The sequence below is a fragment of the Vibrio crassostreae genome, from assembly GCF_041439375.1.
In the GTDB taxonomy this organism is placed as follows: domain Bacteria; phylum Pseudomonadota; class Gammaproteobacteria; order Enterobacterales; family Vibrionaceae; genus Vibrio; species Vibrio crassostreae_D.
Genome location: NZ_JBGONY010000022.1, coordinates 26,697 through 52,354, shown reverse-complemented (window position 1 = coordinate 52,354; position 25,658 = coordinate 26,697). Strand labels below are relative to the sequence as shown.

Sequence of the window (25,658 nt, the reverse complement as noted above, 5' to 3'; positions counted from 1 at the left end):
TTCCTAGCTCAAATGCTAGTAAAGTATAAATTCAAATATCTAAAAGAGCTCATCAACTAACGTGCTAGCTCTAAAATGTTGCGTTGTATAAAGGTATTTCTGCCACTTTGTTTCGCTTGATAAAGCGCTTGGTCAACCTTTTCGTAAATAGAGGCGATAGATTCACCACCTTCTGGTACAAATGACAACACACCTTGTGACGCTGTCACTCTATCGGACACCGTTGAATAATCGTGGACGTAATTCATTTCATGTAACGCTTCTTTTATACGTATCGCCTGTTGCATAGCAGCATCACTATCCGTATCACTTAAAATAAGAACAAACTCTTCACCGCCATAGCGACCGACAAACTCTCCCGCTCGAACAAAAAGCAGCCTCAAGGTATTAGCAAGCTCTTGCAAGCACTTATCCCCTTGAATATGGCCGTAATTATCGTTGTAAGGCTTAAAGAAGTCTACATCTAGTAATATGACTGTCATTGATATATTACGTCTTCCATGCCACGCTATGCTCTCTTCAAGCTTAGTGTCCATATATCGACGGTTATACAATTTAGTCAGGCCATCTTCATTGGCTTGTTGCTGCAGGAGGATATTCAGCTCTTCGAGCTTGGCGGTACTCTGTTTTAACTCTCGCCTCATATGCGCGATACGCTGCATCGCAATCAACTTAGAATTCAAAACAACTTTGTTCACAGGCTTTATCAGGTAATCATCCCCACCTGCATCAATCGCTTTCGCAATCATTTCAGGTTCTTCATGACCACTCAAAAAGATGATAGGAACCCATTCTGGGAATTGCCTGCGAACCTCGTTAGCAACCTCAAAACCATCCATGTCTGGCATGCTGATATCAAGCAACACAAGTTCAGGATCAAAATCAGAATAAACATTCAGGGCTTCTTTTCCGCTACCGACAGCTTCTACAATATGACCCAGCTGCTTGAGTCGAATAGCAAGTTGCATCCTGTCTAGTTGAACGTCATCAACCAGCAATATGCGCATCGAAGATCCCTTTTCTATCATCACATCACCTTTATCTAGTGTTGAATATTCAAAGTAGCTCAAATTTGAGCTTAAATCATGCCCTAATCTCTATATTATATTGACTTTTTTACAGATCTTTTTAGCATTGTTTCTTTTTAAAGAGAAATACTATGTCAGACGCTACAAACAACGAAGTACAAGAAATCGATTTAACCACTATCTCACCAGAGCTTCGCCAAGTTATCGAATTTGATGAAGTGCCTAAAGAGATGCACAACATGGTTACTTCTATTCATGAGGTGTCTGAAGAAGCAGTGCGTGAAACTTGGAGCAGCCTTCCAGCAAGCGCACAAAATGTTTTGGACAATTTTGAGCAGTTCCACGCTCTAATCTCTGTTAGCCAAGCTTTTGCTGGCGTAAACATGATGGAAGAGTTCCCTACTCTTAAACTTCCAGAAGGCATGTCTGATGAAGAAAAAGAAGAGTACCGAGCTCAACTGCTTGACCAAATTTTACATAACTGTGTAAAAGACATGGCTAAGCAAATCAAGAAAGCGCGTCGCGATGCTATCTTGAAGCGTGATTTCAAAGAAGTTTTCATCCGCTAAGCTATTCATCGCACCTAAATTTAGGTTGAATGTTTAACGAAAACTTAATGATTAAGCCGTATGTTATTTAAAAACATGCGGCTTTTTTGTGGCTGCTACTTTTCTGTTCGTTACTTGAGAGCTTCGCCCACAATATCTTTGTGTTTTTGCCACTGAAACTCTTGTCAGTGTCGCTTTTGACATTCTACAAATAAGTAATATGCCTTAACACTCATACAGTGTGGCGCAAAACTGGCAGTGATACCGTATAAAAATGACGCATGTATCCATTCATGGAATCAAGATCGAGTTTTACAAACTATAGAATAAAAATAAGAACGAAAAACACCGCGTGAACTTAATACCTTGCCACGAGAATTTGATAACTTGCCGTATGGACTTAGTGTGTTACAGCGATATCTCTTTGAGCGACACTTACACCTTTTATTTGCACATAAACACGTTGTCCAATTTCTAGGTTCAACTCATCAAGCGCCCACAATGTAATGGTTGCCCATAGATAACATCCAGGCTCCAATTCTAACTCTACAGCCACACTCTGCTTATTCGTGCCTTGTTGATGCGTCTCTACGCTTTTAATCGTGACTGGAAGGATATTACGTATCGAAGTCCCTGTTGGCTGTTCTAGCGTGATGGAGACGTCATTTGCCCTCACTTGCAACCTCACCGTAGCACCAAGCTTGCTTGATACTTTCTGAACCCAAAGTGACGTCGATTTACCTAGCGTTAAACGAGACAGCGCATAGTCATCATTGTGTTCTGCTAATGTTCCTTCAAACAGTGAGCTTTGCTCTGAGAAAGATTGCCAAGGTTGCATCGCTCTCGATGCCCATACCTCTTCCGTCACGCCCGATGAAATAACTTTACCTTGGTCAATAATCACAAGGTGATTTGCCAAGCGTAAAATTTCATTGAGGCTATGAGTGACATAGATGATCGGTATTTGCACGCTTTCGGATAAGTTTTCCAGAAACGGCATTACTTCGCGCTTACGGGGCAAGTCGAGAGATGCCAATGGCTCATCCATTAACAAAATACTTGGCTTTGATAACAAGGCACGGCCAATCGCCACTCGTTGCTTCTCACCGCCAGACAAACGTGCAGGGTAACGATCAAGCAATGAACCTAAAGACAATAGCGAGACAATTTGTTCAAAGTGCGCTTTATCAACACCTTTCATACCGTACTTAAGATTAGCCCCTACCTTCATGTGTGGGAACAAGCGTGACTCTTGAAATACATAGCCCACATTGCGTTTGTGAGTCGGCAGGTTAATGCCATTTTGACTATCAAACAGAGTGGTTCCAGATACGCTGATCAAACCTTTATCTGGCTGTTTAAGACCACTAATCGCATTGATAAGTGAGGTTTTACCTGCACCAGAACGGCCAAAAATTGCAGTAATGCCACTGCTAGGCAGTTCTAAATCGATATCAAAAAATGTTTCACCAAGCTGTTGCTGATACCGGAGGATCAAAGCACTCATGCATTACCTCCTAGTCGCTGTGCAGACTTTTTGTTAAGCCATTCAGATAGCATCAATGAACTAAGGGCAATCACAATAGAAATGATACACAAACGCGCTGCTTCCATTTCCGCACCAGGGGTTTCAATAAAGGTATACATGGCCAATGGAATGGTTTGAGTTTCGCCGGGAATATTTGAAACGAAGCTGATCGTCGCACCAAACTCACCTAGGCTTCTTGCGAATGAAAGCATGGTGCCGGTAATGATCCCAGGGATCATCAAGGGCAAAGTGATCGTAAAAAACACGCGAACAGGTGAAGCCCCCAGTGTGGCAGCGGCCTCTTCAAGCTTACTGTCTACAGTTTCTAGGCTCAACCTGATAGAACGAACCATCAACGGCAACGCCACAACCACGCAAGCAAGTGCCGCGCCCTTCCAGCTAAAGCTGAATACAATACCAAACACGTCATTGAGCCACGAGCCAATAATGCCTTGCCTACCCATCATCACTAACAGTAAATAGCCGATGACCACTGGTGGCAATACCAAAGGTAAATGGACAATGCTCTCTACAATACTTTTGCCTACAAATTGCTTCTTAGCAAGCAGCCAGGCTAAGCCAATGCCGATAGGGATAAGCCATAAGATGGCAAACCCAGCAACTTTCAAACTCAGCAATAAGGCTTGATATTCGTATTCCGATAAATACATCATTTAACGCACTTCAAATCCAAAACTGTTCAAGGTGTCCTTCGCTTTTTCGCTATTAAGGAAAGTATAGAACTCTTCTGCAACGACTGTATCGCTCAATCTCGCTACAGGGTAACGTATTGGCGTATGTAAATCTGATGGGAACGTCTTTACTAGGTTCACTTCTTTAGACAGCAGCGCATCTGTTTTATAAACAATACCAAGCTTAGCCTCACTGCGCTCTACTAAAGCTAAGGCCATACGAACATTGTTACTTGGTGCTAATCTAGTCTTCACATCGTCCCATACACCTAACGTTTCTAACGCCTCTTTAGCGTAGATACCCGCAGGAACAGAAGTGGTATTGCCCACAGCAAGTCTCTCATTAGTAAGCAGTTTAGCCCATTGATCACCTTTTGACAGGCTCAGTGATATCGACGTCTCTTTTGGGGCTATCAACACAAGTTCGTTTTCACATAGATTTGTGACATTGTCACTAGAAACCAATTTACTATCGACTAAGTACGTCATCCATTTCTCATTTGCCGAGATAAAGATGTCGGCTGGTGCTCCTCTTTCGATTTGTCGTACCAAAGAAGATGTGCTCGCATACACAGGAATCACATCGACAGAATGGTCTTTCTCAAACTCTTCAACCAACAAGTTGACTGCATTGGTCATTGAAGATGCAGCATAAACTCGTAGCTTTTCGGCAGCCAAAAGATGACTAGAACTCAATACCGAAGTTAAGGCCATGGTTAAAAGGAAGACTCGCTTTTTCATTGTTATCACTTATCTATGTTCGTTTAGGTTCTTTAGCTAACTTCTAAATGGCGGCCAAAGCTGTTAATTCTGGCCAAAGCAGGTCAAGATTTAAGTACTCTTCGATGGCATCCGCGATTCGATTAATACCCAGCTCTTTAAGCTGTTCGTGGTCAATCGCTGTCACATCGTTGGCTCCTGCCCATTCGCAAATAAGCGACAACGCATCACTGTTGTCGAACACGCCATGCAGGTAAGTACCAAAAATCGAGTTGTCTTGATTTACAGCGCCGTCTAGGCTGCCAGATTCTAACTGAACCGGTAAGGCTGTTTCATTGACATCAGTCCTACCTACGTGAATTTCATAACCTTTTACTTGTGCTGATTTTCCATCCAGCGTGATGGTACCGCGCACGTTAGTTAAGGTTTTCTGTTGCGTTAAAGTCGTTTCAGTATCGAGATACCCTAACCCTTCACTGCTGCCGGGCGTACCTTCAACGCCATCAGGATCGTGGATGATGTTACCTAACATTTGATAGCCGCCGCAGATCCCCATCACTTTGCCACCTAAGCGCAAGTGACGTTGAATATCTTTATCCCAGCCTTGTTGTTTTAGGTAATCCAAATCTGCTCTTACAGATTTTGTACCCGGCAAGATAATCAAATCTGCATTGTTTACACGTTCGCCTTTACCGACATAACGTAAATCAATTGAAGGATTCAGTCTTAGCGCATCAAAGTCCGTGTGATTGCTGATTCTGGTTAACACCGGAACCACGACCTTAAGCTTAGCTTCTCCGTCAGACTCTTGAGCAGAGGTAATCGCATCTTCAGCTTCTAAGTTAAAACCATGAAGATACGGCAAGACACCAATCACTGGTTTACCAGTTTTTTCCTCTAGCCACTCTAGGCCAGATTGAAGAAGTGCGATATCGCCTCTAAAGCGGTTTATCACAAAACCTTTTACGCGAGCTTGTTCAGTTTCAGATAACAGAGCCAATGTGCCGTAGAGGTGCGCAAAAACGCCACCACGGTCAATATCAGCAACGATGATCACTGGGATATCCGCTTTTTCAGCAAATCCCATGTTAGCGATATCATTTTCACGGAGATTGATTTCAGCTGGGCTACCCGCACCTTCAATCATTACACTTTCGTATTCTTCAGAAAGTCGATCAAACGAATCGACAACCGTATCCATCGCAACTTTCTTGTAATCATGATAACCCGTCGCTTCCATGTTACTCAGCGCTCGGCCTTGCAGAATCACTTGTGCGCCGGTATCTGAATTAGGTTTTAGTAGTACAGGATTCATGTGAACGGTTGGCTCAATATTACAAGCTTGCGCTTGAACCGCTTGAGCGCGACCAATTTCACCACCATCTTTTGTCACAGCACTGTTTAACGCCATGTTTTGTGGCTTAAAAGGTGCCACTTTGATTCCTTTCCTTGCCAAAACACGGCATAAACCTGCCACCAAAACACTTTTCCCGGCATCTGACGTTGTCCCTTGAACCATAAGGGCACTTAATGGTGCTCGCATTTGTACTTAAATCCTTAATTTCTTAATTTCTTAATTTCTTAATTTTCAATTTCTAGCTGTAGGCAACATTTCTCTGCCTCCATCTTAACGTCATTGCCGAGTAGATGCTCAATAAAATGAATGGAAAATGAATATGTTACTCACGCTAGATTCAACCCCAATGTTGTTTAATAGCTACATCGAAACGAAGCTTGTGAACGATAACAGGCGCATTAACGCATAAAACGTACTAACGAAAAGAAAAGTTTCAAATTAAGACTAACGTTTCTACTAAAAACAACATTAAGGGATTCACCATGAAAAAAACTGTATTAGCTATCGCATCTACTATTATCCTTGCTCCTACTTTCGCAATGGCTAGTGACCACCACAGCAACAAGCACGAAAGCTCTATTGCTTACACTGGACCGATTGAAACCGTTTCTGTTGCGACACTACTTGCCGACACAAGCATGTTCGCAGAGCAAGAAGCGATTGTGGATGGCAAGATTGTTCGTCAACTAAAGAATGATACGTTTGTCTTCTCTGATGGGCAGAGTGAAATTCAGATCGAACTGGATGATGATATCCGTCTTGCGCAACCTCTAACCGCAGATACAAAGGTTCGTATCTTCGGCGAATATGAAGGCGGAAAGACACCTGAAATCGAAGTAGATCATATCCAAGTTCTATAAGCGATAATAATAAAACATACTGACTTCAAATAATTGGCCTGCATATTGCAGGCTTTTTTGTATTATACTGCCGAAAAATACAATTTATATGGAGTCACCATGCTAGGTTGCACGAATAAGACTGTCCTTTTAGGACTCGCTGCACTGTGTTCATTCTCTGCGTCTGCAAACAACTTTAACTACAATACATTCGAGCTGCGCATGGGTACTAGCCCAAGTACTTTCGGTGGTGAAGTCACAACAATGTTCACTCAGAACTCACACTTTGTTGCTCGTATCGATTCAGAGTTTGAAAGTGATTGGGATGCCGCAGTAGGTATGGGATTCAACGGCCCAATCAGTCAATTTGCTGACGTTACTGGCCAAATGCTGTTACACAACATTGAACGTAATGATGACAACCACATTAAAACAGAAATCAATATTGGCTTAAGAGCTTGGTTAATGGCAAACGTTGAAGTTAACGCACGCCTTGGACAACTGATAGACAATGATGACACTCGTTCTATTGTCGGTATTGGTGCTCGCTTCCACTCAACCGATCAACTGTCTGTTGGCCTTGATATGCGAAACAACGGCACTTACGGTCACCAAATCCTAATGTCGGCTAGATTCGGCTTCTAAGCCAGATTTCGTACCTAGGTTTTATTAATAAGCTAGGGTTTCGTCACTAAGTAATAAATAGCCAAACAAACAAAAAAGCCCCGAACATATTAATGTTTGGGGCTTTTTTTTGTTAGATTCGCTGGCCGTTAGTCGTTCAACACACTAACAACAACTTACTCTATAAGTTAACCATCAACATCTTTTTCTGATGATCGAGGTACTCTTCGTAAGTGCCTTGGAAGCTCACGAGCTGTTGGTCTTTCACATCGATGATGTGTGTTGCCAATGAAGAGACAAACTCACGGTCATGGCTCACGAAGATAAGCGTGCCAGTGTAAACCTTAAGTGCATCGTTTAGGGCTTGGATAGCTTCCATGTCCATGTGGTTGGTTGGTTCGTCCATCACAAGCACGTTGATGTCTTGCATCATTAGCTTGCCGAATAACAGACGGTTCTTCTCACCACCAGAACAGTTGCGAGCTTTCTTGTTCGCATCGTCAGCCGTAAACAACAGACGACCAAGAATACCGCGCACCATTAGGTCATCGTGCTTCGCTGTACGCCATTGTGAGATCCAATCAAAGATGCTCAGGTCGTTATCAAAATCCTTAGTGCTGTCTTGTGGGCAGTAACCTACAGAAGCATTTTCAGACCATTTAACGATACCTTCGTTCTGCTCTAGCTCTTGAACTAGACAACGTAGCAGCGTTGTTTTACCTACCCCGTTCTCACCGATAACCGCAAGGCGTGTACCCGCTTCAAGCAATAAATTACCACCAGCAAACAGTGTTTCACCATCGAAGCCGTGACCAAGTTCTTGAAGTTCAAGCGCTTGACGGTGCAGTTTCTTGCCTTCACCGAAATCAATTGATGGGCTCATACGGCTCGATGACTTCACTTCATCAAGCGTGATTTTGTCCATTTTCTTAGCACGTGAACTTGCTTGCTTCGCTTTAGATGCGTTAGCACCAAAACGGTTTACGAAGTCTTGAAGCTCGCTGATTTCAGCCGCTTTCTTAGCATTGCTTGCCAGAAGTTGTTCGCGAATCAAGCCAGATGCTTCTAGGAAGTACTCGTAGTTACCTGGGTAAATACGCAGTTCACCGTAATCGATGTCCGCCATGTGCGTACACACAGAGTTCAGGAAGTGTCTATCGTGCGAGATGATGATCATTGTACATTTACGTTGGTTTAGCTCTTCAGCAAGCCAGTTGATCGTGTGAATGTCCAAGTTGTTGGTTGGTTCATCAAGTAGCAAGATATCTGGGTTTGCAAATAGCGCTTGTGCCAATAGCACACGCAGTTTCCAACCTGGAGCAACTTGCTGCATCAGACCGAAGTGGAACTCTTCTTCGATACCTGCTTGAATCAGGATGTCACCCGCACGGCTTTCTGCTGTGTAGCCGTCCATTTCAGCGAATTCGCTTTCAAGTTCAGCGACTTTCATACCATCGTCTTCGCTCATTTCTGGCAAAGAGTAAATACGGTCACGTTCTTGTTTTACTTCCCACAGTTTTCTGTCACCCATGATTACAACGTCGATAACGCTGTATTGTTCGAAAGCGAACTGATCTTGGCTAAGCACACCCAGTTTTTCTCCTGGGGTGATAGAAACGTTGCCCGAACTTGGCGTTAATGCGCCACTTAGGATTTTCATGAACGTTGATTTGCCGCAACCATTGGCGCCGATCAAACCATAACGGTTGCCGTTACCAAATTTAGCAGAGATGTTTTCAAACAGCGGCTCTGCGCCAAATTGCATTGTGATGTTCGCGGTAGATATCAAAGAACTAATTCCTAAGCGTGTACTGACAGATAATTATTAGACTATTTCAATAACCTAAATAAGAAGTACGAAAGTATGGATTAAACAAAAATCGAAGCGCGGATTATATAGAGATCTCGATCACGTTGTCGAGGTTAAACAGTAAACGAATAGTAAACATAGACCATTTAGATGCTTTTCATACGTTATTGGGGTGTAAATAGAAAAATCCCCACCAGCAGAACCGGCAGGGATTTCATTTATCAACACTAAAAGTCTTTTAAGCTCGTCACTTTTGAAACTATAGCTCTTCCAAACGAAAAGCTTTGATGACTAGCAGAACGGTTATTTAGTTATTTTCTTTTGAACGTATTTTTGGCTTACATCTACTACCGCAACATCTCTAAAGAAACTTCTACCCAACAGAAGTGGGAATGAAAGATGCGTTCGGTCCGCTAGAGTAAACTCAGTTTTGTCTTTCAGGTCACCGATTTGAATTGAAGCGACAACCACAGCACGTCGTTGTGTACCTTCCGCGCTCGACTGCTTGATCTTAACCCAACGCTCTACCGGTAAGCTGATCTCTTCCGTAGTGATGCCGTCATGTTCGATTTTGAACTTAACCCAGTCTTTTCCGTCACGTTCAAAATCAACAATATCAACCGCACTGATTGAAGAGGTTGTTGCGCCTGTATCGACACGTGCTTTAAACGCTTCTTTCAAACCTGGTACAAACACCCACTCTTCTTCACCAAGAATCAGTTTGCCATCGCTTGTTTTAGTCGGCTTTGGAGCTGGCTTTTCTTCAGGCTTTGGTTTCACTTCTGGTTCAGTTGGTTTTACTTCTTCAGGCTTCTCTGTAGGTTCCGTTACTTTCTCGCCTTCAGTTGCGTCAGTCTTTGAAGAGTCATCCACAACAGGTTGTTCTACTTGAGGCTTTTGCTCTGGCTCGACAGGAGCTTGAGTCGTCGTCGAACAAGCAAACAGGCCACCACTTAGCATTAAAACTACAATCGCTTTCCAGTTATACATTCAGTCACCTTCTATTTTGAAACGTTGGCTATCGCTTTAGCTACATAAGGAATATGAGATTCGGAAAGGCCTGCAATATTGATGCGTCCATCACCAACACCATAGACTCCATACTCTTCACGTAATTGATTCATTTGAGTTTCTTTAAAGCCTAGTACACTAAACATGCCTTTATGGCTTTCAATGAAATCAAATTGTGACGTGTTATAAGTATTTCGCAATTCATCACATAAACTTTGGCGCAGATTTAACAAACGTTGCTGCATTTCACTCAATTCTTGCTTCCAAATCGATGTTAGCTCTTGATTCTGAAGAATTGTTTTAACCAAAGCGGCACCATGATCTGGCGGCATTGTATAAGTTGAACGAGCAAGCGTAAGAAGCTTACCTTTAGCATTACCAACGTGTTCGCTGTTCTTGCCAATCACGATAGCGGCACCCGTTCTTTCACGGTATAAACCGAAGTTCTTCGAGCAAGATGTCGTAATCAACATCTCTTCGACGTTGTTAGCCATGTGTTGAAGACCTTTAGCATCTTCTTCTAGGCCATCACCAAAACCTTGGTAGGCAATATCAACGAACGGTAAGAAACCATTCTTCTGAGATAATTTGGTGATTTCCTGCCACGCTTCAAAGTCGATATCTGCACCCGTTGGGTTATGGCAGCAACCGTGCAGTAGTACCACGTCGGATGGACCCGCTTTCGAAAGGTCATCCAACATTCTTGCAGTATCAACTTGCTTCGTTTCAGGACTGAAGTAATTGTAGTATCGAACTTTTAAGCCTGCCGCTTCCATCACCGGTTTGTGGTTAACGTAGCTTGGGTTTGAAATCCAAACTGTGGTGTCTGGTTGAGAAACTTTCATTAAGTCACCCAACATGCGAAGTGCACCACTTGCACCAGGTGTTTGAATCGCAGCAACGCGATCCATTGCAGAAGTCCCTTTAAGCAGCAGATCAACCATGCTCTGGTTAAACTCTTCACAGCCTGCTAGGCCAACGTAAGCTTTGGTTTTCTGCGTATCAACAACGATATCTTGAGCCATAGAAACGGCTTTCATGATCGGTGTTTCGCCTTGGTCGTTTTTGTAAACGCCAATGCCTAAGTCGACTTTATCAGTACGAGTATCGCCGCGGTAAGCAACAGAAAGAGATAGAATTGGATCTAAAGTTGGTTTTGGTAGATGTGAAAACATGAAAGTCACAACCCTTTGAAATTCAAGTAATGAGTTTCACGTTAACATTATCGTAGACAAATCAGAAACATTTTTTAATAGAAGCGTTTAGTTACCATAAGTAATCAGAGATTGGTCATTTCAAACGGATAAATAGTGCAAATTTCATACACCTAATGACCTATTTAACAATTTAAAGCGCTTTATTTCTATGTGTCTTATGTTCCCATGTGCCCTATTAAGCACTTTGTTTGAATTGCCTTGGTGTCATTCCCGACCACGCCTTAAATCGGGTACTGAAGTTAGCGGCATTGGGATATCCCACTATCTCACCGATATGTTGAATCGACCAATCACTCGATTTCAACAAACGTGCTGCGTATTCCATTCTCATGCGCATGATATGAGTCATTGGGCTGTGTGAGTAATAGCGCTGGCACAAGCGATGGAAATGCGGCTCTGAACACGGGAATAGGTTTGCCAGCTCATGTACATTCCACTCTTTATGCAGCTGCTTTTGTACGTTATCGAACACTCTTCTTAATCGAATCAAATTTCTAGATTGCTGCTGCGGGACTGGCGCATTAATCATGAATTCTATTTGGGCTACGCTGTGAATGGCAATCGCTCCACCGAGATCAATGGGCAACGCGATGCTTCTTAACAAGGTATGAATGCAAGACGAAACAACTTCTGCTGCCGGAGAGAGCGTATAACTCACCTCATCATTGACGACATTTCCCCAGTGCTTATCAGGCGATAGAAAGATCCAAGCTATCTGCCATGTCTCTTCTTCAATCCCAAAGCCGTTCTCAACGCCTGCAGGCACAGTAATACACGACCCCGGCTCTAGAATGTATCGACCCCCTTCGCTTTCGAGCCACCCTTTGCCTCTTACGGTATACAACAACATGTGTTTTTGTTGGTTCTTTCGATAAACAGAAAAGAAATCACGACACGATGCTGTCCCACATTGAACAATACCCAGTTCTTCGAATGCCAATACATGGCTTTGATCGACAAACTCTTGATGGGTCTTTTCAGAGATCTCGTACCGTTCTTGTTTCTCGCTCATACCATTGCTAGCTCGTTCATGTTGCCGAACTACCAAAGTGGATAGTTTGGCAAAAGTTTGTGATGAACCTGAACAATACAGTTAAAACAAATACCGATAAACTTCTCGCATATTCACTAGAGGGGAAATGCGATGCTCTCGACATATCGTCATTTAGACAAAGAATTTTGGCACAAGCTGTTACACATCGGTTTACCTGTCTCACTGCAAACTATGTTGTTCTCATTGCTCGGCGTGGTCGATATTTTCATGGTCAATCAGCTTGGTGATGCGGCAACCGCAGCAGTTGGCGTTGGCAACCGTATCTTCTTCTTTAACTTAATCATGGTTTCCGGAATTAGCGGTGCAGTCAGCGTGCTAGCTTCGCAATATTTTGGATCGGGTGATTTCAATGGCATTCGACGTGTCTTGTCGCAATCTTGGGCGTTGTCTATCTTTGCTATCATCCCTTTTGTTTTGATTTATACACTGGTTCCTGAATCAGTCGTGTCTGTGGTGGCCTCAGACCCTGATTACGTCCGCTTGGCAACGGATTACCTTTGGATAACAGGAGCCAGCCTTATTGGTACGGCAATCGTTGTGCCGCTAGAAAGCGCGCTGCGATCTGTCGGTGAAGCCAAATTGCCCACCAAGATAAGTATTTGGGCAATCATCGTTAATGCGATTCTCAATGCCCTGCTGATCTTCGGACTATTTGGTTTTCCAGAACTCGGCGTGGTTGGCGCAGCGATAGGCACCACAGTTTCTCGATTATTTCAGACCATTGCGTTGCTTATTATGGCGAGGAAACATTACGCGCATCTATTCCCTACAATAGAGAGTTGGCGTGATGCAATCTTACCCAAGCACAGGAAGAAGTACTTCAAGATTGCCATTCCTATGTTAGTTCATGATACGGCATGGGCTGGTGGGATACTGATTTACAACGTCATTGTAGGTCAGATTGGCGTTGGTGAACTTGCGATCATCTCACTGTTATCACCAGTGGAAAGCATCTTAATTTCTGCCTTCTTGGGCTTTGCTGTTGCCGCTTCGATCATTCTAGGCAATGAGGTTGGTGCGAAGAATTATCAACGTGTTGAAAATACCGCTTGGGGCTATGTACTTGTCAGTTGTGCACTTGCGACACTATTGGCAGTGCTGTGCTTTATCGCCAAGCCAGCCATTGTTCAATTAATCGATTTAACGCATCTGGAACTCAAAGATACAGCGGTCAACGTCGCTTTGGTGATGGCCGCAGGGATGATATTGAGAGTGTTCAACATGGTTGGCATAGGTGGCGTGTTAAAAAGCGGCGGAGACATCAACTACAGCATCTTCATCGACATATTTGGCCAGTGGGCCATTGGTATTCCCCTCGCCTATTTCACCGCTTTAGTACTGGGCTGGTCTTTAGAATGGGTGCTGATGATTGTGTTACTGGAGGAACTAGCGAAGATCACTTTAACTAGCCAGCGAATTCACTCTAAGAAATGGATCAACAACCTAATAGAAGAGCGGGATCACGTCACAGCTTGAATGCGAGCTTGAGCGAATAAACCAAACGAAAAGAACTCACACCCAAGGGCCGATTGGTTGCATTGCGCTAACCATGACGCCCTTTTTCGTTTACGAGTGTGCAAAGTCACGACAGCAGTTATATATCAGTAAATCGATGGATAATTTGGTTTGAACTGCCACGCCAATCCAACATCGGATCCGCTTTGTCTTGTTCAAAACGACCATCAATCAAGGTATCAACGTACTCCAATACTTGCTTCTGCTTTTCATCGAGTTCGTCGAGTTCGTAACCCGTCCACATCCAAATATCTTTACCTTCACATTCTGCTTTTACACGCTGAACAAGCTTAAACACTTCAGACACGTTTGCAGGATGCAGAGGATCACCACCAGAAAGCGACAAACCACGACGCTTGATTCGCGGATCATTGAGATCAGCAATAATGTGGTCTTGAAGTTCTTGAGTGAACAAATACCCAGAGTCCAACCTTTGCGTCGATTGGTTATAACACCCGCGACACTGGTGTACACAACCCGACACAAACAAAGTGCAGCGTGTTCCTGGGCCATTTACAACGTCGATTGGGTGATATTGGTGATAATTCATAAGGCAGTATTGAAACTCGTTATTGCTTAATAGTTTGAAGTGAAGAGCTGTCACAGCTGAAACGAAAGAATTGGTATCGACACAACACCGATACCAATCTTATTTCTTGAAACCTAGCTCTTCTAAGTAAGCTAGATAATGATCTTAGTGGTTACTAAAGATGCTTCACGCGACGTTTAACTTCTTCTTGCTTACCGAAGTTAAATGGTCGTGCATCTGGGCTACCAAGGTAACCGCAAACACGGCGTGTTACCGATACTTTCGTAGAATCATGGTTGCCACACTTAGGACACGTAAAGCCCTTACTTGTACAGTCAAACTCACCGTTGTAACCACACTCGTAGCACTCATCAATAGGCGTGTTGGTGCCGTAGTAAGGTACGCGTGTGTAGCTGTAGTCCCATACGTTTTCTAGCGCTTCGATGTTCTTCTGCATGTTAGGGAATTCACCGTAACAAATGAAACCACCGCTAGAGATTTCAGGGTAAGGCATCTCGAAATCGATCTTGTCGTATGGGTTCACTTTCTTCTGCACATCTAAGTGGAAGCTGTTAGTGTAGTAACCGCGGTCTGTTACACCATCGATCACACCAAACTCTTTGGTATCGATGCTGCAGAAACGGCTACATAGGTTTTCACTTGGTGTGCCATATAGGCTGAATGCGTAACCTGTCTCTTTTGTCCAAGATTCCACTTCACGCTTCATGTATTCCACCAGCTCAAGCGCTTTAGCACGCATTTCGCCATCGTCGTACAAGTGAACGTCAGTGCCGTAAAGCGCTGTCATTGCTTCGTGGATACCAATGTAACCAAGAGAAACAGATGCACGGCCGTTCTTGAAGATATCAGCAATAGAGTCGTCTGCTTTCAAGCGAACACCACACGCACCTTCCATGTATAGGATTGGAGCAACACGTGCTTTCACGTTTTCTAGACGAGAAATACGAGTTTCTAATGCACGACGAGCAAGCTTGAGTTTTTCATCAAGCAGTTCGTAGAACTTAGCCATATCTTGCTTTGCGTTAATCGCGATACGTGGCAAGTTCAAGCTCACAACACCTAGGTTGTTACGGCCTTCATGAATCAGCTCACCGTTTTCTTCGTAAGTATTCAAGAAGCTACGGCAACCCATCGGTGTTTTGAATGACCCTGTCACTTCTACTACTTTGTCGTAGTTTAGAATGTCCGGGTACATACGCTTAGACGCACACTCTAGCGCTAATTGCTTGATGTCGTAGTTCGGATCTTGCTTCTGGTGGTTCAAACCATCTTTGATTGCAAACACCAGTTTAGGGAATACCGCTGTCTTACGGTTCTTACCCAAACCTGCAATGCGGTTTTTCAAGATAGATTGCTGGATAAGTTTTGAACCCCAGCTTTCGCCTAAACCAAAACCAAACGTCACAAATGGTGTTTGACCGTTATGTATTATAGTAAATAGCTCTCACGAATTTAATACAGAAATCATTTTGTTGATCTTTAAATTACAGTGGGTTAACTTTATATACATACAGTTTTAAGGGTTATATACACTCTCATGAAATTAAAGAATCTTACATACGAAACTAAACATCATAAGTCTTTTGTAGACTCTTGTTTAATCGAGACCACCACTCATCACCTATATAGGGTTAGTGACGGTTCCGAGGTCGATGAGTTTCGTGCATATGAGGAGGAGATTGCTCGCCTAGCAGAGACCACCACTAAAAAGCAAAACCTGAGTGCAAACACACTAGCTACGTATCGAAATCATGTGATTAAATTTATCGACTATTTACATGAAGCAGGAGTAGTGGGAACAGACACCCCCTTGAATCTGCATCATGCATATAGGATGGTCACGAGCTATCCCGCATATATTCAAAAAACAGTTCCAATTAACGCCTCTCATGAGCTTCAGACGATAAGAGCACTGATGGACGGATATCGCCCTAAGCTTGGGAATAATTCAATTAATGTGCATTTAAATGCGATCGAGCACTATATCAATATCTCTGAGCGGTATGGCAGAGCAGTACATGACAGACTCATTCGATCCATGGGAATCTCACCGTCAGAGTCTGAGTACCAACCAATATTCAAACAGGTTTGGAACTCTACCGAGATATCACAGGCACAAAAACTATTTTGGCAGAAATACACAGCACTGGGTGGAATTCTAGGTGTACAAAATATACATGGTGAAACAAGTCAGGTATTTTCACGCCTGCCCTCTGAAGACTCCCCTGTCAGAGATAAGATCGCAATCACACAGGAGCAAATAGAGGCATTTCTCAATCAGGATTCGCTTTCAGATCGTGATCGCACCCTATTCGCACTAGTTTTCGCAGGGGGGTTGCGTATCAGTGAGGCATTGATGCTCCAGCTCAAACACATCGATTTCACGCAACGAAGAATATTCTTGACCAAAGATATTTCTAAGCGAGGTCTAACCACAGAAGAACAAATGCTATGTTCAGCATGGAAAGGCCGTAATACTTTGAACAATGAGGTACACCTGTTTGGTGTAGCTGAAGAGATATTTTGGAAATCACTAGATAAGCTGCTAGTGAACATGGTCACTGATTATAGTCACGACTTTTTGTTCACCTATGAAAAAAACATCAACAGGGGACGACCGTATCTTCTGACTCAACGTGCCGACAAAAAACGTAGCCACTCCAATATCGTCAAGCGTTTTAAAAAAGGCTTAATGGCAATTGGAATTTCAAAGGACTCGCTTCACGGGCCACATTTCGCTCGTCACGCTCTGGTCTTCTACCTACATAAAGAATGCCCGCGCCTCACTAAGGGTGGAGAGTTGAAATTTGGTTATGATATGCCAGATGTCAGTAAACTGATAGGTCATGTCAACTACACCAGCACCGTAAAATACAAACGCGACGACTCTGAGGAACTTGGTCGCCAACACAAGTTATCTCGTGATATCACACGCCTTAACCTCGACGATCAAAAGGCTAAGTTGTTAGCGGAACATCATGCATTGCTCGAAAAAGCAACAAAAGTCAATGAGATGCTACTGAAACTGGAGGTACACCAATAATGACATTCAACACTACTAGTTCCGCTTACTACCCTTCAGGTAAAGAAAAAGCCGATAGACGCTGTGCGGAAATAGCCCTTCAACTAGGGGAACAGGTGTCAAAGTTTTTTTCCAATGTAGGTGTTGAAAACAAATTTAGTGTTCCAGAGATGGATATCCTGAATCGCAGCTCCAATCTCAGCATAGGTAAGGCTGACGTGCGTTGTGTGATATGTGAGATAGCAGCAAACATCTCTGATACAGAAACATTGTTGAGTATTGCATCTCTTACAGCCAGCGCTGCCAATTTCACCACCAGAAAAGCCCATGCACGAAAACCTGACTATAAGGGTTATCACGGAGCAGTAGAGTTCGTTAATCAAATAGAAAAATTATTCCTATCAATAGGAATTGAGCCTGTGCAAATCAGTAAAGGTGTCTACCAAACCGTCATCCTATATTCCAGATTGATTCTTATTAAGCTTTGGAGGGAGAGCTTGGTAGTCCTCCCCATTACTGTCAACTTGGAATTAAGTTCCGAAAAGTTTGACGAGTTTAGTAAGTTCAAATCTTCTAACCATCGTTCGCGCCCCCCTATGTTTGGCGCGTCTGACGAATACTGTGAAAATCTGCGACTTGAGTTCACGGAACTAATTAATGACATAGGTAATGCTCCTTCGTTGGAGGTAAAATTGGTGGAACGAGAGGATGGAAAGTGCTATGACAAATTAGCAAGCATCCTCTACTGTAGCACGCTACACTCACCAAAAGACGTAACTGTAAGTTCCTACGACGACCTAACACGACTATTCTGTCTGTACGATACGTATGATTCCCAAAAGCCTTGTGACGCTCACACACTAAAGGAATTGTCGAACAACACAATGCCATTCAAAGGTGCAAAAGCTGCGTTTAATGAGTTCAGAACAGCCGCCTCAAGATTGGGCTGTCATAAACGGGAGAGTCTGTCTGGTCATACTCATGCCATTACCAATGCCTATAGATCTGAACTGCTCCAACTCAATACAGCTACACAATTCAACCTTGAAGAGGTTATGTACGAACAGGATGAAGAAGCACTTTTTGAGTTCTTCGCTGACAATGATTACCAATCAACTCAGGAGTTTTATAATCGTGGTTTGATTGATGAGCCTGACCATACTAATTGGGATGTGTACAAGGACAAGCACCTCAGCTCAATGACTGCAAGCTCTTCTAGTAACCCTAAGTGGGGTTGGAACGTAATCTACCAGTACCTTGGGTACATATCCTGCTGGTGCGCGATGTTTCCAGAACAGGCTGAAAACGAAGCTATATCCACACCTACGACACTAAGAGAATTGGATAGAGAGACGTTCGTAATTCGGTCATTTTCCAACCAGGACATCGATACAGACCAATGGCCACGCACATTGGGGGAATTTATACTGCGCAAGTCGGTTTCAGTTGCCACATGGGTTAAAGCAGCCATTAACTCTATTGAAACCAACTTTCGTTTTAACAACGAACACGTAAGCTCCATTGGTAAGCTCTTACAACCTAAGGAGTTCACTAATGCATGGCATAAGTCGCAACGCGGTATCAAACTCGGTTCTCTGAGCGAGTCAGTGAAGAATGTATTTACACGGGATGAATACGCGGTATCTCTACAAGTAGGTTATGCCCTAGAAAAATTTGGGTCATACCTGCAAGAGCGAATTCTCGAAGGTTATACCCCTGAGCTGCTAGGTTTCAGATCCGTTAATTTATACCATACTGATAACCCATTTAGGCTGATTGAAATGGGGGCTAAAATCACTACGCCTGTTGGAATATTGAGATATCAATTACATAACTCCCCTTTAAGCGGTGATATTGCAGAGAGTAAGCCTTTAGCCAATGTTTTCCATTGGGCAGTGCCATTGGAGCACTATAATGCCATTCTTCGTGTTGGGGAGAACAATAACAAAGCGCTAAGAAGAGCTGTTTACTCTCAAGACTGTGCAGGCTTTTCTCCAATAGTTTGGTACGTCGATCACGAACTGAAATACTCCTACAAGCGGCTGGACGCAACCTCGAAAATTATCGAGAACCCGTTCTCGATGACTAAGTATGGAACCATAGATACGGATAAGGCGCAGTTAGTCGCTCCTTTACTTGGGCCAATCAGGGGCATTATTGTAGCTCTTGAACAAGGAATACGACACAAACATATCCGCTACCTAGACAAACGTCATTTCGACAAATATGTAGATGATGCAAATGAGGACGGTATTGTTCAGCTATTGGTAAGCACTGATAAAAGTCGTCGCAAACCATGGAAAGCTAGTTCTCATATTGATGTTATAGCAATGCTAAGAGCAGAAAGAGAATTTCAAAATTTGAGAACAGATGTTGACCACCTAGTACCTTATGATGACGAGAGAGAGATAGACGCCCTTTTTCGCAACGCATCAGGAGAGGCATTTTCAGAACTGGTATGGAGCGACATTTGGAAAATATTCCTTACGATTTCTCAAGGTGTTATCAATAGTTCCTTCACTGATATGATGGAAAACTGTGAGTTTGTTAAAATGGTGCCTCTATCCACTAAAGACTCGATGACAGCACAGACAGTAGAGAGAACCATCACTGCTGATAGTGAATTCGTCACGCGAGCTAAGGTTTCAGGTAAAAATCGAACTCTTGGATTTGATGCTGATGGGCATCGTGTGAAATTGTTGGCGATACTAACTCCTCACTCATCTCGAACGACCTACGTTAGCCACAGGGTTGGTTATATACCTATAGAAACTGTCAGTAAAAACATCGGTCACATGCAAATCAGTACAACCGCCTATTACAACAGGGAAACTGAAGAGGATCGAGCACGTAAGGTCGGGGAGTATCGTAGAGCCAACCTAATGGTAGTGCGCGGTAACAAAAACAAGGATGAGATAATGCCTATGTGCACTAGTGATGTTTCACAGGAGCAGGTTCGGGAATCGTTCAAGCAGAACCCCAGAGAGACGATGAGCCTGTACGGTTTCACATCGATTCCAATTGTTACTGTTGACGATGATGGTGATGAAATCATTAAAGATACTGGTATGGATCTGGTTGCCTCCACTCCTTTATCCATGATCGCTTTTTCATCAACTCATATCTGTGTTCACAATATGGAATGCCCCTCAGAAATCATAGCTGAAAATGGTGGTTATCAACGATGCGGCGTTTGTCGAATTAAGATCTGCCATGTAGATAACCTGATTTCTATATCAAGGATGGTGCAGAGACTAGAGTTAGATTTGAAGACTAATGTAACATCACTCATTAACCTAAACCGAAACAAAGTCGCTGACGAAACTGTACATAAAATCGAAGTTGCTCAACTAAAACGCAACGAATCTGTTCTAAAGTCAGAGCTACTCGGTTGGCAGGCAGCTCTGAGGATTGTTGAGCAAACACGGATCAGCCTGCTAGGCAAAAAGAATACTAATAAGTTTGTTGTACCTGCCCCTCGCCTGCTCAAAGAATCAATATCATGCGAAACATTCAAAATGTCTTTGGCTGAGTTGTTACTCAACCATATGACCAGTATGAGTGACGTGCCTTCACTGAATAGCCCTGAAATCCAAAAAACTGTAGCCAGGATTGAGAAGAAAATCTTAAACGATTCTAAGAACGCTAGTGATGAGGTTATGAAAAATGTTGAAGCCTGTTTCGTAAATGATTCCTTAGACCCTCGACATATTATGTCCCCAATCATGAGTATGTTAGACGCAGATATTATTACCAAAGCTCAGATTCTGGAGGTTATTGAGAGTGATTTATCAAACACTCAACCTCTAATGAGAAGTCCGCTACAAAGCAACGTAACAAAGGCTTTATCTAATGGTTAACAAAAGGACACAATCCCTAAAGGGGCGCATAGAGTTGGTTATTAAAACTCTAGATACATACATCGAAACGCCTAGTCTCAAGGCAGGTATTTCTAATATGGATCAGCTTGCAAAAAAATTGGAGCGGGATACAGGCATTGGTTATTCAACTCTTCTAAAAAGTGAGGATAAGGGTGGATACTACCGAGGATACCTTGAGACCGCTTTGATAAAAGTCGCGCCTAGCACGAATAGCCTTGGTTCCCTAGCACAACCTCAGCCTAAAAACTGGGTACATCAAGATGCTATCTATAGGTCAAAGATTGGGCTTCTAAATAACGAGATCAAAAAGCTGAAAATTGAACTAAGACAGGCAGAACTTGCTATTTCTGATGCATCGAACTCACAACTGACGCTACAAGATGCAACTAAGAGCAGACAAGCTGACATTAATGTCGAGAAGCTATGCCGAGCGTTAGCTCGAATTCTTGATCACGAGGATGTAGGGTTAGACCTGATGCCAGATGGGCGAATTGAATATTTTGGTGAAACCCTTGTCAATTCTGAGCAGACACAGCCATATCTAGCATGGCAGGCACGCACCACACCCACCTCACACAGGGATTAAATTATTATGGATATCGAACCTATCAGATTGACCCCTGAACAAAAACAACTGAGAGGTACTGCTAAATCTGCTCTATACGTCGAATGCTATAAACAAGTTATTCGCCAGATGCGGGAGAAGGGAATCAGATTTCCACGAGATGAGCGTGGCACGAACGAGCTAGGAATCAATGCCAGTAAATTGGCTAGATGGTGCGCGTTCAAGGATCGTGCAACTCTGTACAAAAACTCAGTCATTAGGGATGCTCTTCCCAGAGATGTGAAAAATATCGGTATTGAGGACTCTCAGCCAAGATCCATAACTGAGAAAAAACGAGATGACCTAGTTGCCAGTCAGCAATGCGATATTAACGAGCAAGGTCAATTAATCGTAACGCTTAACGCTCAAATTCAAACACTGGAACAGAAGCTGAAAATAGAAGTTTCTGAACGGGATGCAAGGATACATGAGTTGGAACTGAAATTGGCTGCCTCAAAACAATCTGTTGATGACCATATGAGGTGTCATGCAGAGCAGGTTAGAAACTCTATCCTCAGTGGGGGGCGAACATTTGACCGAACTTAGATTATTAGTTACCAGTGTACATCCTCTGCTGAACGCATACATAGTTTATGGTAACTGCATCGATACTAACAAGCGATTGTCTGTTTATATCAAAAAAGCTTTCGCGTATAAGGAACCGAGCGAAGCAGAAGTGTGGCTATTTTCATGTACCAATCAAAAAGAGCTGATTAATTATCGCCCACAACATCATGCAACCTCAGGTAAATTATTATTGGTCGCATTCGATGTAGAGGGAGAGCTTACGCTCTTCGAGCGAGCATTAAAACAATATGAACTGCCAACTCTAACTAAAAAGCTATTCCTCGGACATCCAGAGTTCCGAGGTATAGGATGTGGCAAGTCTCGAATTATGAAGGCTATCAAAAGAGTAGGCTCTGCAAGGCAATTTCTGAATGAGTTAAAAAACGGAAACCTCGCTGCCCTCGTTGATGCATTCAACAGCATTGAGCGAGGCGTGGCGTTTTTAACAGCATACCAAAACGTACATGCTGAGTTTGAGTCTATTGAATTCATCGACCAGGCTGGTTATGACAAACGCACAGCACATCGGCTATTCAGGCTGTTAGGTCGCTCCACAAAGAGCTTGTTAACAAGTAACCCTTATGCTCCTATACGCATGGGAACCCGCTTTAACAATGCATGGGGCGTAGCTGAGCGACTAAGAAAGACGAGAGAAATTAGTATTCCTGACGACTCCCCTATTCGGTTGATTGGCGCTATTGATTGCGTGGTGTATCGCGAACTGAAGCAAAACCATACGGCTATCACTGAGGAGAAGTTTAGGGTAGCCCTATCATCGTTGATTGGTGAGGGCTTGATTGATATTGCGATTGATACGGGTCTTTCACTAACAGCAATATGCAGAACGAGTAAAGGTGACTATCAGGGCGTTGGGCTTGCAAATCTGGAGAGTATAGTCGAGAGATCAATGGCTTCAAAAATCGCCACCTCTAGGGAAGGTAAATTACCTAGTGAACGCATCTTTTCTCTCATTAATGAATTTGACGAACACTCATCAAGGATGAACGGGTTTAACCTCACCGAAGAACAAAAAAAACTCGCTTTCAATACCCTGACCAATGACCTGTCAATCGCGCAGGGTGAAGGCGGTACAGGGAAAAGCACAGCTATGGCATGTGTTAAGTACGTATGTAACCGTTTAGACCGACCTGCATATTTTGTGGCAGTAGCAGGCATCGCTAAGAAAAGAGTTAATGATGAATTAGAACGAATGTGCGTTATCCGAAAACAAAACACAAACCTTTTCGGAGAGAGCGAGTATGAGGTCTGTAGCTATACGGTTAGGGGGTTAATTCGACAGATTGAACGAACCTTAAATAACCCTGACATCAAGGAGGCAATACAGCTTAACGATAACCCACTAATTGTTTTTGATGAGTCGTCAATGCTTGATTTATCTCTTGTGGTAGAGTTTTTGTCACTCCTCGATAAGCACGCTTCCAGGTATAGCGTCTCAATGGTCGGAGATATTGCTCAGATAGCCCCTGTTGGGTTTGGAGTGGTTTGGCAGCACGCAGTCAGTCTTGGTGCCTTAAATGCCGATACAGTACCTTACAGCGAGCTTAAGCGAGTTCACAGACAAGGATCTGGCAACCCAATCAGAGAAGTTGCCACATTGGTGCGAACTGTGGGTCACTCAATAAAATCAGAGTGGTGCAACAGAACACATGAGTTTTCAAACAATCCTTTAACCGAGCTAACAGACCTGAGTTCTTTTTCTGGTCAGGCAGGCGTCTACTATTCGCAAATTAGTGACTCACAAATTATCCAAAACGCTTATTCATTATCTAAGCAACTAGGCTTAGATAAATCGCAAGTGATCACACCTTACTCTAATGCTGATAACCCATTATCGACAGTGTCCATCAACAGCCATTTTATAGCAAACGAGCGATACAGTGGTAGCTCTGATACCCTGTGGGGGTTTGCCAAGGGTGAGCGCGTTATTGTGACTCAGAACTTTGCATCTCTTGACCTGTACAACGGTGATATGGCAACTGTCACTGATATTGTCTACGAGCAAGAAGATGCAGGTGAAAACATACAAAAGAAGTTAGTCTGTCAGTTTGCTGAAAAGACAGTCTATATTGATGAAGGTGCATGTTTTGATACTGGGTTAGTACATTGTTACGGTATCACAATTCATAAAGCCCAAGGCTCTGAGTTTGCATACACTATCGTTCTACTACCTAGTTCGACCTCCACATCATTTATGGAGAACAGCATGATTTACACGGCATTAACACGTTCAAAAACGGCTACTATTTTTATCGGAGATACGGATACCCTTAAAAGAGCTATTAACGATAAGCCAGCCTATAAAAAAATTTGCACTGGATTTGACCTTGAGCCAGAGTGCCATTTTCTAGATGCTTGACTAATAAGTATCCATTACTCCTGCGCTTTTAAGCTAACGGTGCTATTCAAGGTAGTTGTCATTATTTGCTTGCTTATTAAGCAGATTTTCTTTTTGGGTTTTAGTGAACCTCACCAACAGCTTCATAGTTTCTTAGAGCGCTTGCCTATCGTTCAGGATTTCGCTGTTTTGCAGCGAGCCATGCGTTCGCACGTTGACTCTGTATAAACGTGATATGATTTTGTTTGCTGTACTAGCGAACAGAGGCTTCAACCCATTTTCGGCAAGCACGCAATGCACTTTGCGTGCGGGACAACGACTCGACATATGGGTTATCATCACCGACTTTGGGGCTGTTATACTATGAGATAATGCCTAGCTCATCCATCTTCTCTTTGAACCTGAGCGACTTCAAAGGCGCACCGTTACGCGTTTTTATATTTAGACTGCAATATCCGCTATTTTTGCAATCTCGACCGCAACTTTGCCCAAAGCATGTATACGTGCTTTCAATTCAGCCTGACTAAGGTTTTGTTGGGATGCCCTGAGCACAACAGCTTTTAATTTTTCGTACTCCACAATATTGACTGCTGTATGTATATTTTTAAGTTCTGTGATTGACAATCCAGATAGCTTGGTTAACTCCGCCCCATACCTACCATTGAAGGTAGCCTCTATAGTTTCAAAATCGTCGCTGAGTAATTTATCTAGATCTTCTAGGCTGCTCATACTTAA

20 protein-coding genes and 1 pseudogene are annotated in these 25,658 nt (G+C 43.1%); 9 read left to right on the top strand and 12 right to left on the bottom strand.

What is annotated here, in order from left to right:
- Positions 1 to 56: 56 nt before the first annotated feature.
- On the bottom strand, positions 57 to 1,028 hold the full coding sequence (locus tag ACED45_RS11460) for a diguanylate cyclase (RefSeq protein ID WP_171387816.1): 972 nt from the start codon (positions 1,026 to 1,028) through the stop codon (positions 57 to 59).
- Positions 1,029 to 1,159: 131 nt separating this feature from the next.
- Here ACED45_RS11460 and ACED45_RS11455 point away from each other — a divergent pair, with 131 nt between their 5' ends.
- Positions 1,160 to 1,597 (top strand): DUF3069 domain-containing protein, encoded by a 438-nt coding sequence (locus tag ACED45_RS11455; RefSeq protein WP_004731036.1) that lies wholly within the window; start codon positions 1,160 to 1,162, stop codon positions 1,595 to 1,597.
- A gap of 379 nt (positions 1,598 to 1,976) precedes the next feature.
- On the opposite strand, the gene modC is transcribed toward ACED45_RS11455, so the two are convergent.
- From modC to ACED45_RS11435, 4 genes are read right to left on the bottom strand one after another with little or no spacing between them, the layout of a single operon-like run.
- Positions 1,977 to 3,083, bottom strand: a complete 1,107-nt coding sequence (gene modC, locus ACED45_RS11450) for a molybdenum ABC transporter ATP-binding protein ModC (RefSeq protein ID WP_285954482.1) — start codon at positions 3,081 to 3,083, stop codon at positions 1,977 to 1,979.
- Positions 3,080 to 3,778, bottom strand: coding sequence for a molybdate ABC transporter permease subunit (modB, locus tag ACED45_RS11445; protein ID WP_146490443.1), 699 nt, complete (start codon positions 3,776 to 3,778; stop codon positions 3,080 to 3,082). The genes modC and modB overlap by 4 nt, the downstream gene beginning before the upstream one ends.
- Positions 3,779 to 4,537, bottom strand: coding sequence for a molybdate ABC transporter substrate-binding protein (modA, locus tag ACED45_RS11440; RefSeq protein ID WP_285954481.1), 759 nt, complete (start codon positions 4,535 to 4,537; stop codon positions 3,779 to 3,781).
- A gap of 43 nt (positions 4,538 to 4,580) precedes the next feature.
- Positions 4,581 to 6,059: a cobyric acid synthase gene (locus tag ACED45_RS11435; protein ID WP_371714076.1), complete on the bottom strand. Its 1,479-nt coding sequence runs from the start codon at positions 6,057 to 6,059 to the stop codon at positions 4,581 to 4,583.
- A 296-nt stretch (positions 6,060 to 6,355) separates the two neighbouring features.
- On the opposite strand from ACED45_RS11435, the gene ACED45_RS11430 reads away from it, so the two are divergent.
- Complete coding sequence (locus ACED45_RS11430; protein WP_061016947.1) at positions 6,356 to 6,733, top strand: YgiW/YdeI family stress tolerance OB fold protein; 378 nt, start codon at positions 6,356 to 6,358, stop codon at positions 6,731 to 6,733.
- Positions 6,734 to 6,832: 99 nt separating this feature from the next.
- On the top strand, positions 6,833 to 7,357 hold the full coding sequence (locus ACED45_RS11425; protein WP_019822713.1) for a hypothetical protein: 525 nt from the start codon (positions 6,833 to 6,835) through the stop codon (positions 7,355 to 7,357).
- A 160-nt stretch (positions 7,358 to 7,517) separates the two neighbouring features.
- Here ACED45_RS11425 and ACED45_RS11420 read toward each other — a convergent pair whose 3' ends face one another.
- From ACED45_RS11420 to ACED45_RS11405, 4 genes are all read right to left on the bottom strand, one after another.
- Positions 7,518 to 9,125 (bottom strand): ABC-F family ATPase, encoded by a 1,608-nt coding sequence (locus tag ACED45_RS11420; RefSeq protein WP_080967416.1) that lies wholly within the window; start codon positions 9,123 to 9,125, stop codon positions 7,518 to 7,520.
- A 324-nt stretch (positions 9,126 to 9,449) separates the two neighbouring features.
- Positions 9,450 to 10,136, bottom strand: coding sequence for a putative ATP-dependent zinc protease (locus ACED45_RS11415; RefSeq protein ID WP_057622204.1), 687 nt, complete (start codon positions 10,134 to 10,136; stop codon positions 9,450 to 9,452).
- Between the two features lie 11 nt (positions 10,137 to 10,147).
- The gene (locus ACED45_RS11410; protein WP_213864950.1) at positions 10,148 to 11,332 is read right to left on the bottom strand and encodes an amino acid aminotransferase; all 1,185 of its coding nucleotides are present in this window, start codon (positions 11,330 to 11,332) and stop codon (positions 10,148 to 10,150) included.
- A gap of 217 nt (positions 11,333 to 11,549) precedes the next feature.
- Entirely contained in the window at positions 11,550 to 12,386 is an 837-nt protein-coding gene (locus ACED45_RS11405) for an AraC family transcriptional regulator (protein WP_371714075.1), read from the bottom strand.
- 132 nt (positions 12,387 to 12,518) lie between these two features.
- On the opposite strand from ACED45_RS11405, the gene ACED45_RS11400 reads away from it, so the two are divergent.
- Complete coding sequence (locus ACED45_RS11400; RefSeq protein ID WP_371714074.1) at positions 12,519 to 13,904, top strand: MATE family efflux transporter; 1,386 nt, start codon at positions 12,519 to 12,521, stop codon at positions 13,902 to 13,904.
- Positions 13,905 to 14,022: 118 nt separating this feature from the next.
- On the opposite strand, the gene nrdG is transcribed toward ACED45_RS11400, so the two are convergent.
- Both nrdG and nrdD read right to left on the bottom strand, forming a co-directional pair.
- On the bottom strand, positions 14,023 to 14,493 hold the full coding sequence (gene nrdG, locus ACED45_RS11395) for an anaerobic ribonucleoside-triphosphate reductase-activating protein (protein ID WP_371714073.1): 471 nt from the start codon (positions 14,491 to 14,493) through the stop codon (positions 14,023 to 14,025).
- Between the two features lie 154 nt (positions 14,494 to 14,647).
- Positions 14,648 to 15,916 (bottom strand): annotated as a pseudogene (gene nrdD / locus ACED45_RS11390) (anaerobic ribonucleoside-triphosphate reductase); the annotation flags it as partial.
- A 114-nt stretch (positions 15,917 to 16,030) separates the two neighbouring features.
- Between nrdD and ACED45_RS11385 the strand changes: the two are divergent.
- From ACED45_RS11385 to ACED45_RS11365, 5 genes are all read left to right on the top strand, one after another.
- Positions 16,031 to 17,536: a tyrosine-type recombinase/integrase gene (locus ACED45_RS11385; RefSeq protein WP_371714072.1), complete on the top strand. Its 1,506-nt coding sequence runs from the start codon at positions 16,031 to 16,033 to the stop codon at positions 17,534 to 17,536.
- Positions 17,536 to 21,375, top strand: coding sequence for a hypothetical protein (locus tag ACED45_RS11380; protein WP_371714071.1), 3,840 nt, complete (start codon positions 17,536 to 17,538; stop codon positions 21,373 to 21,375). Before ACED45_RS11385 ends, ACED45_RS11380 begins: the two co-directional genes overlap by 1 nt.
- A 97-nt stretch (positions 21,376 to 21,472) precedes the next feature.
- Positions 21,473 to 21,982, top strand: a complete 510-nt coding sequence (locus ACED45_RS11375; protein WP_371714070.1) for a hypothetical protein — start codon at positions 21,473 to 21,475, stop codon at positions 21,980 to 21,982.
- A gap of 6 nt (positions 21,983 to 21,988) precedes the next feature.
- A complete protein-coding gene (locus tag ACED45_RS11370) occupies positions 21,989 to 22,546 on the top strand; it encodes a hypothetical protein (protein ID WP_371714069.1) in 558 nt (185 codons plus the stop codon).
- Positions 22,533 to 24,944 carry an AAA family ATPase gene (locus tag ACED45_RS11365; protein WP_371714068.1) on the top strand — a complete coding sequence of 804 codons (2,412 nt, stop codon included), beginning with the start codon at positions 22,533 to 22,535 and terminating at the stop codon, positions 24,942 to 24,944. Before ACED45_RS11370 ends, ACED45_RS11365 begins: the two co-directional genes overlap by 14 nt.
- A 420-nt stretch (positions 24,945 to 25,364) precedes the next feature.
- Here the strand turns inward: ACED45_RS11365 and ACED45_RS11360 are convergent, their stop codons facing one another.
- Complete coding sequence (locus ACED45_RS11360; protein WP_017097606.1) at positions 25,365 to 25,652, bottom strand: hypothetical protein; 288 nt, start codon at positions 25,650 to 25,652, stop codon at positions 25,365 to 25,367.
- Between the last annotated feature and the right edge of the window lie 6 nt (positions 25,653 to 25,658).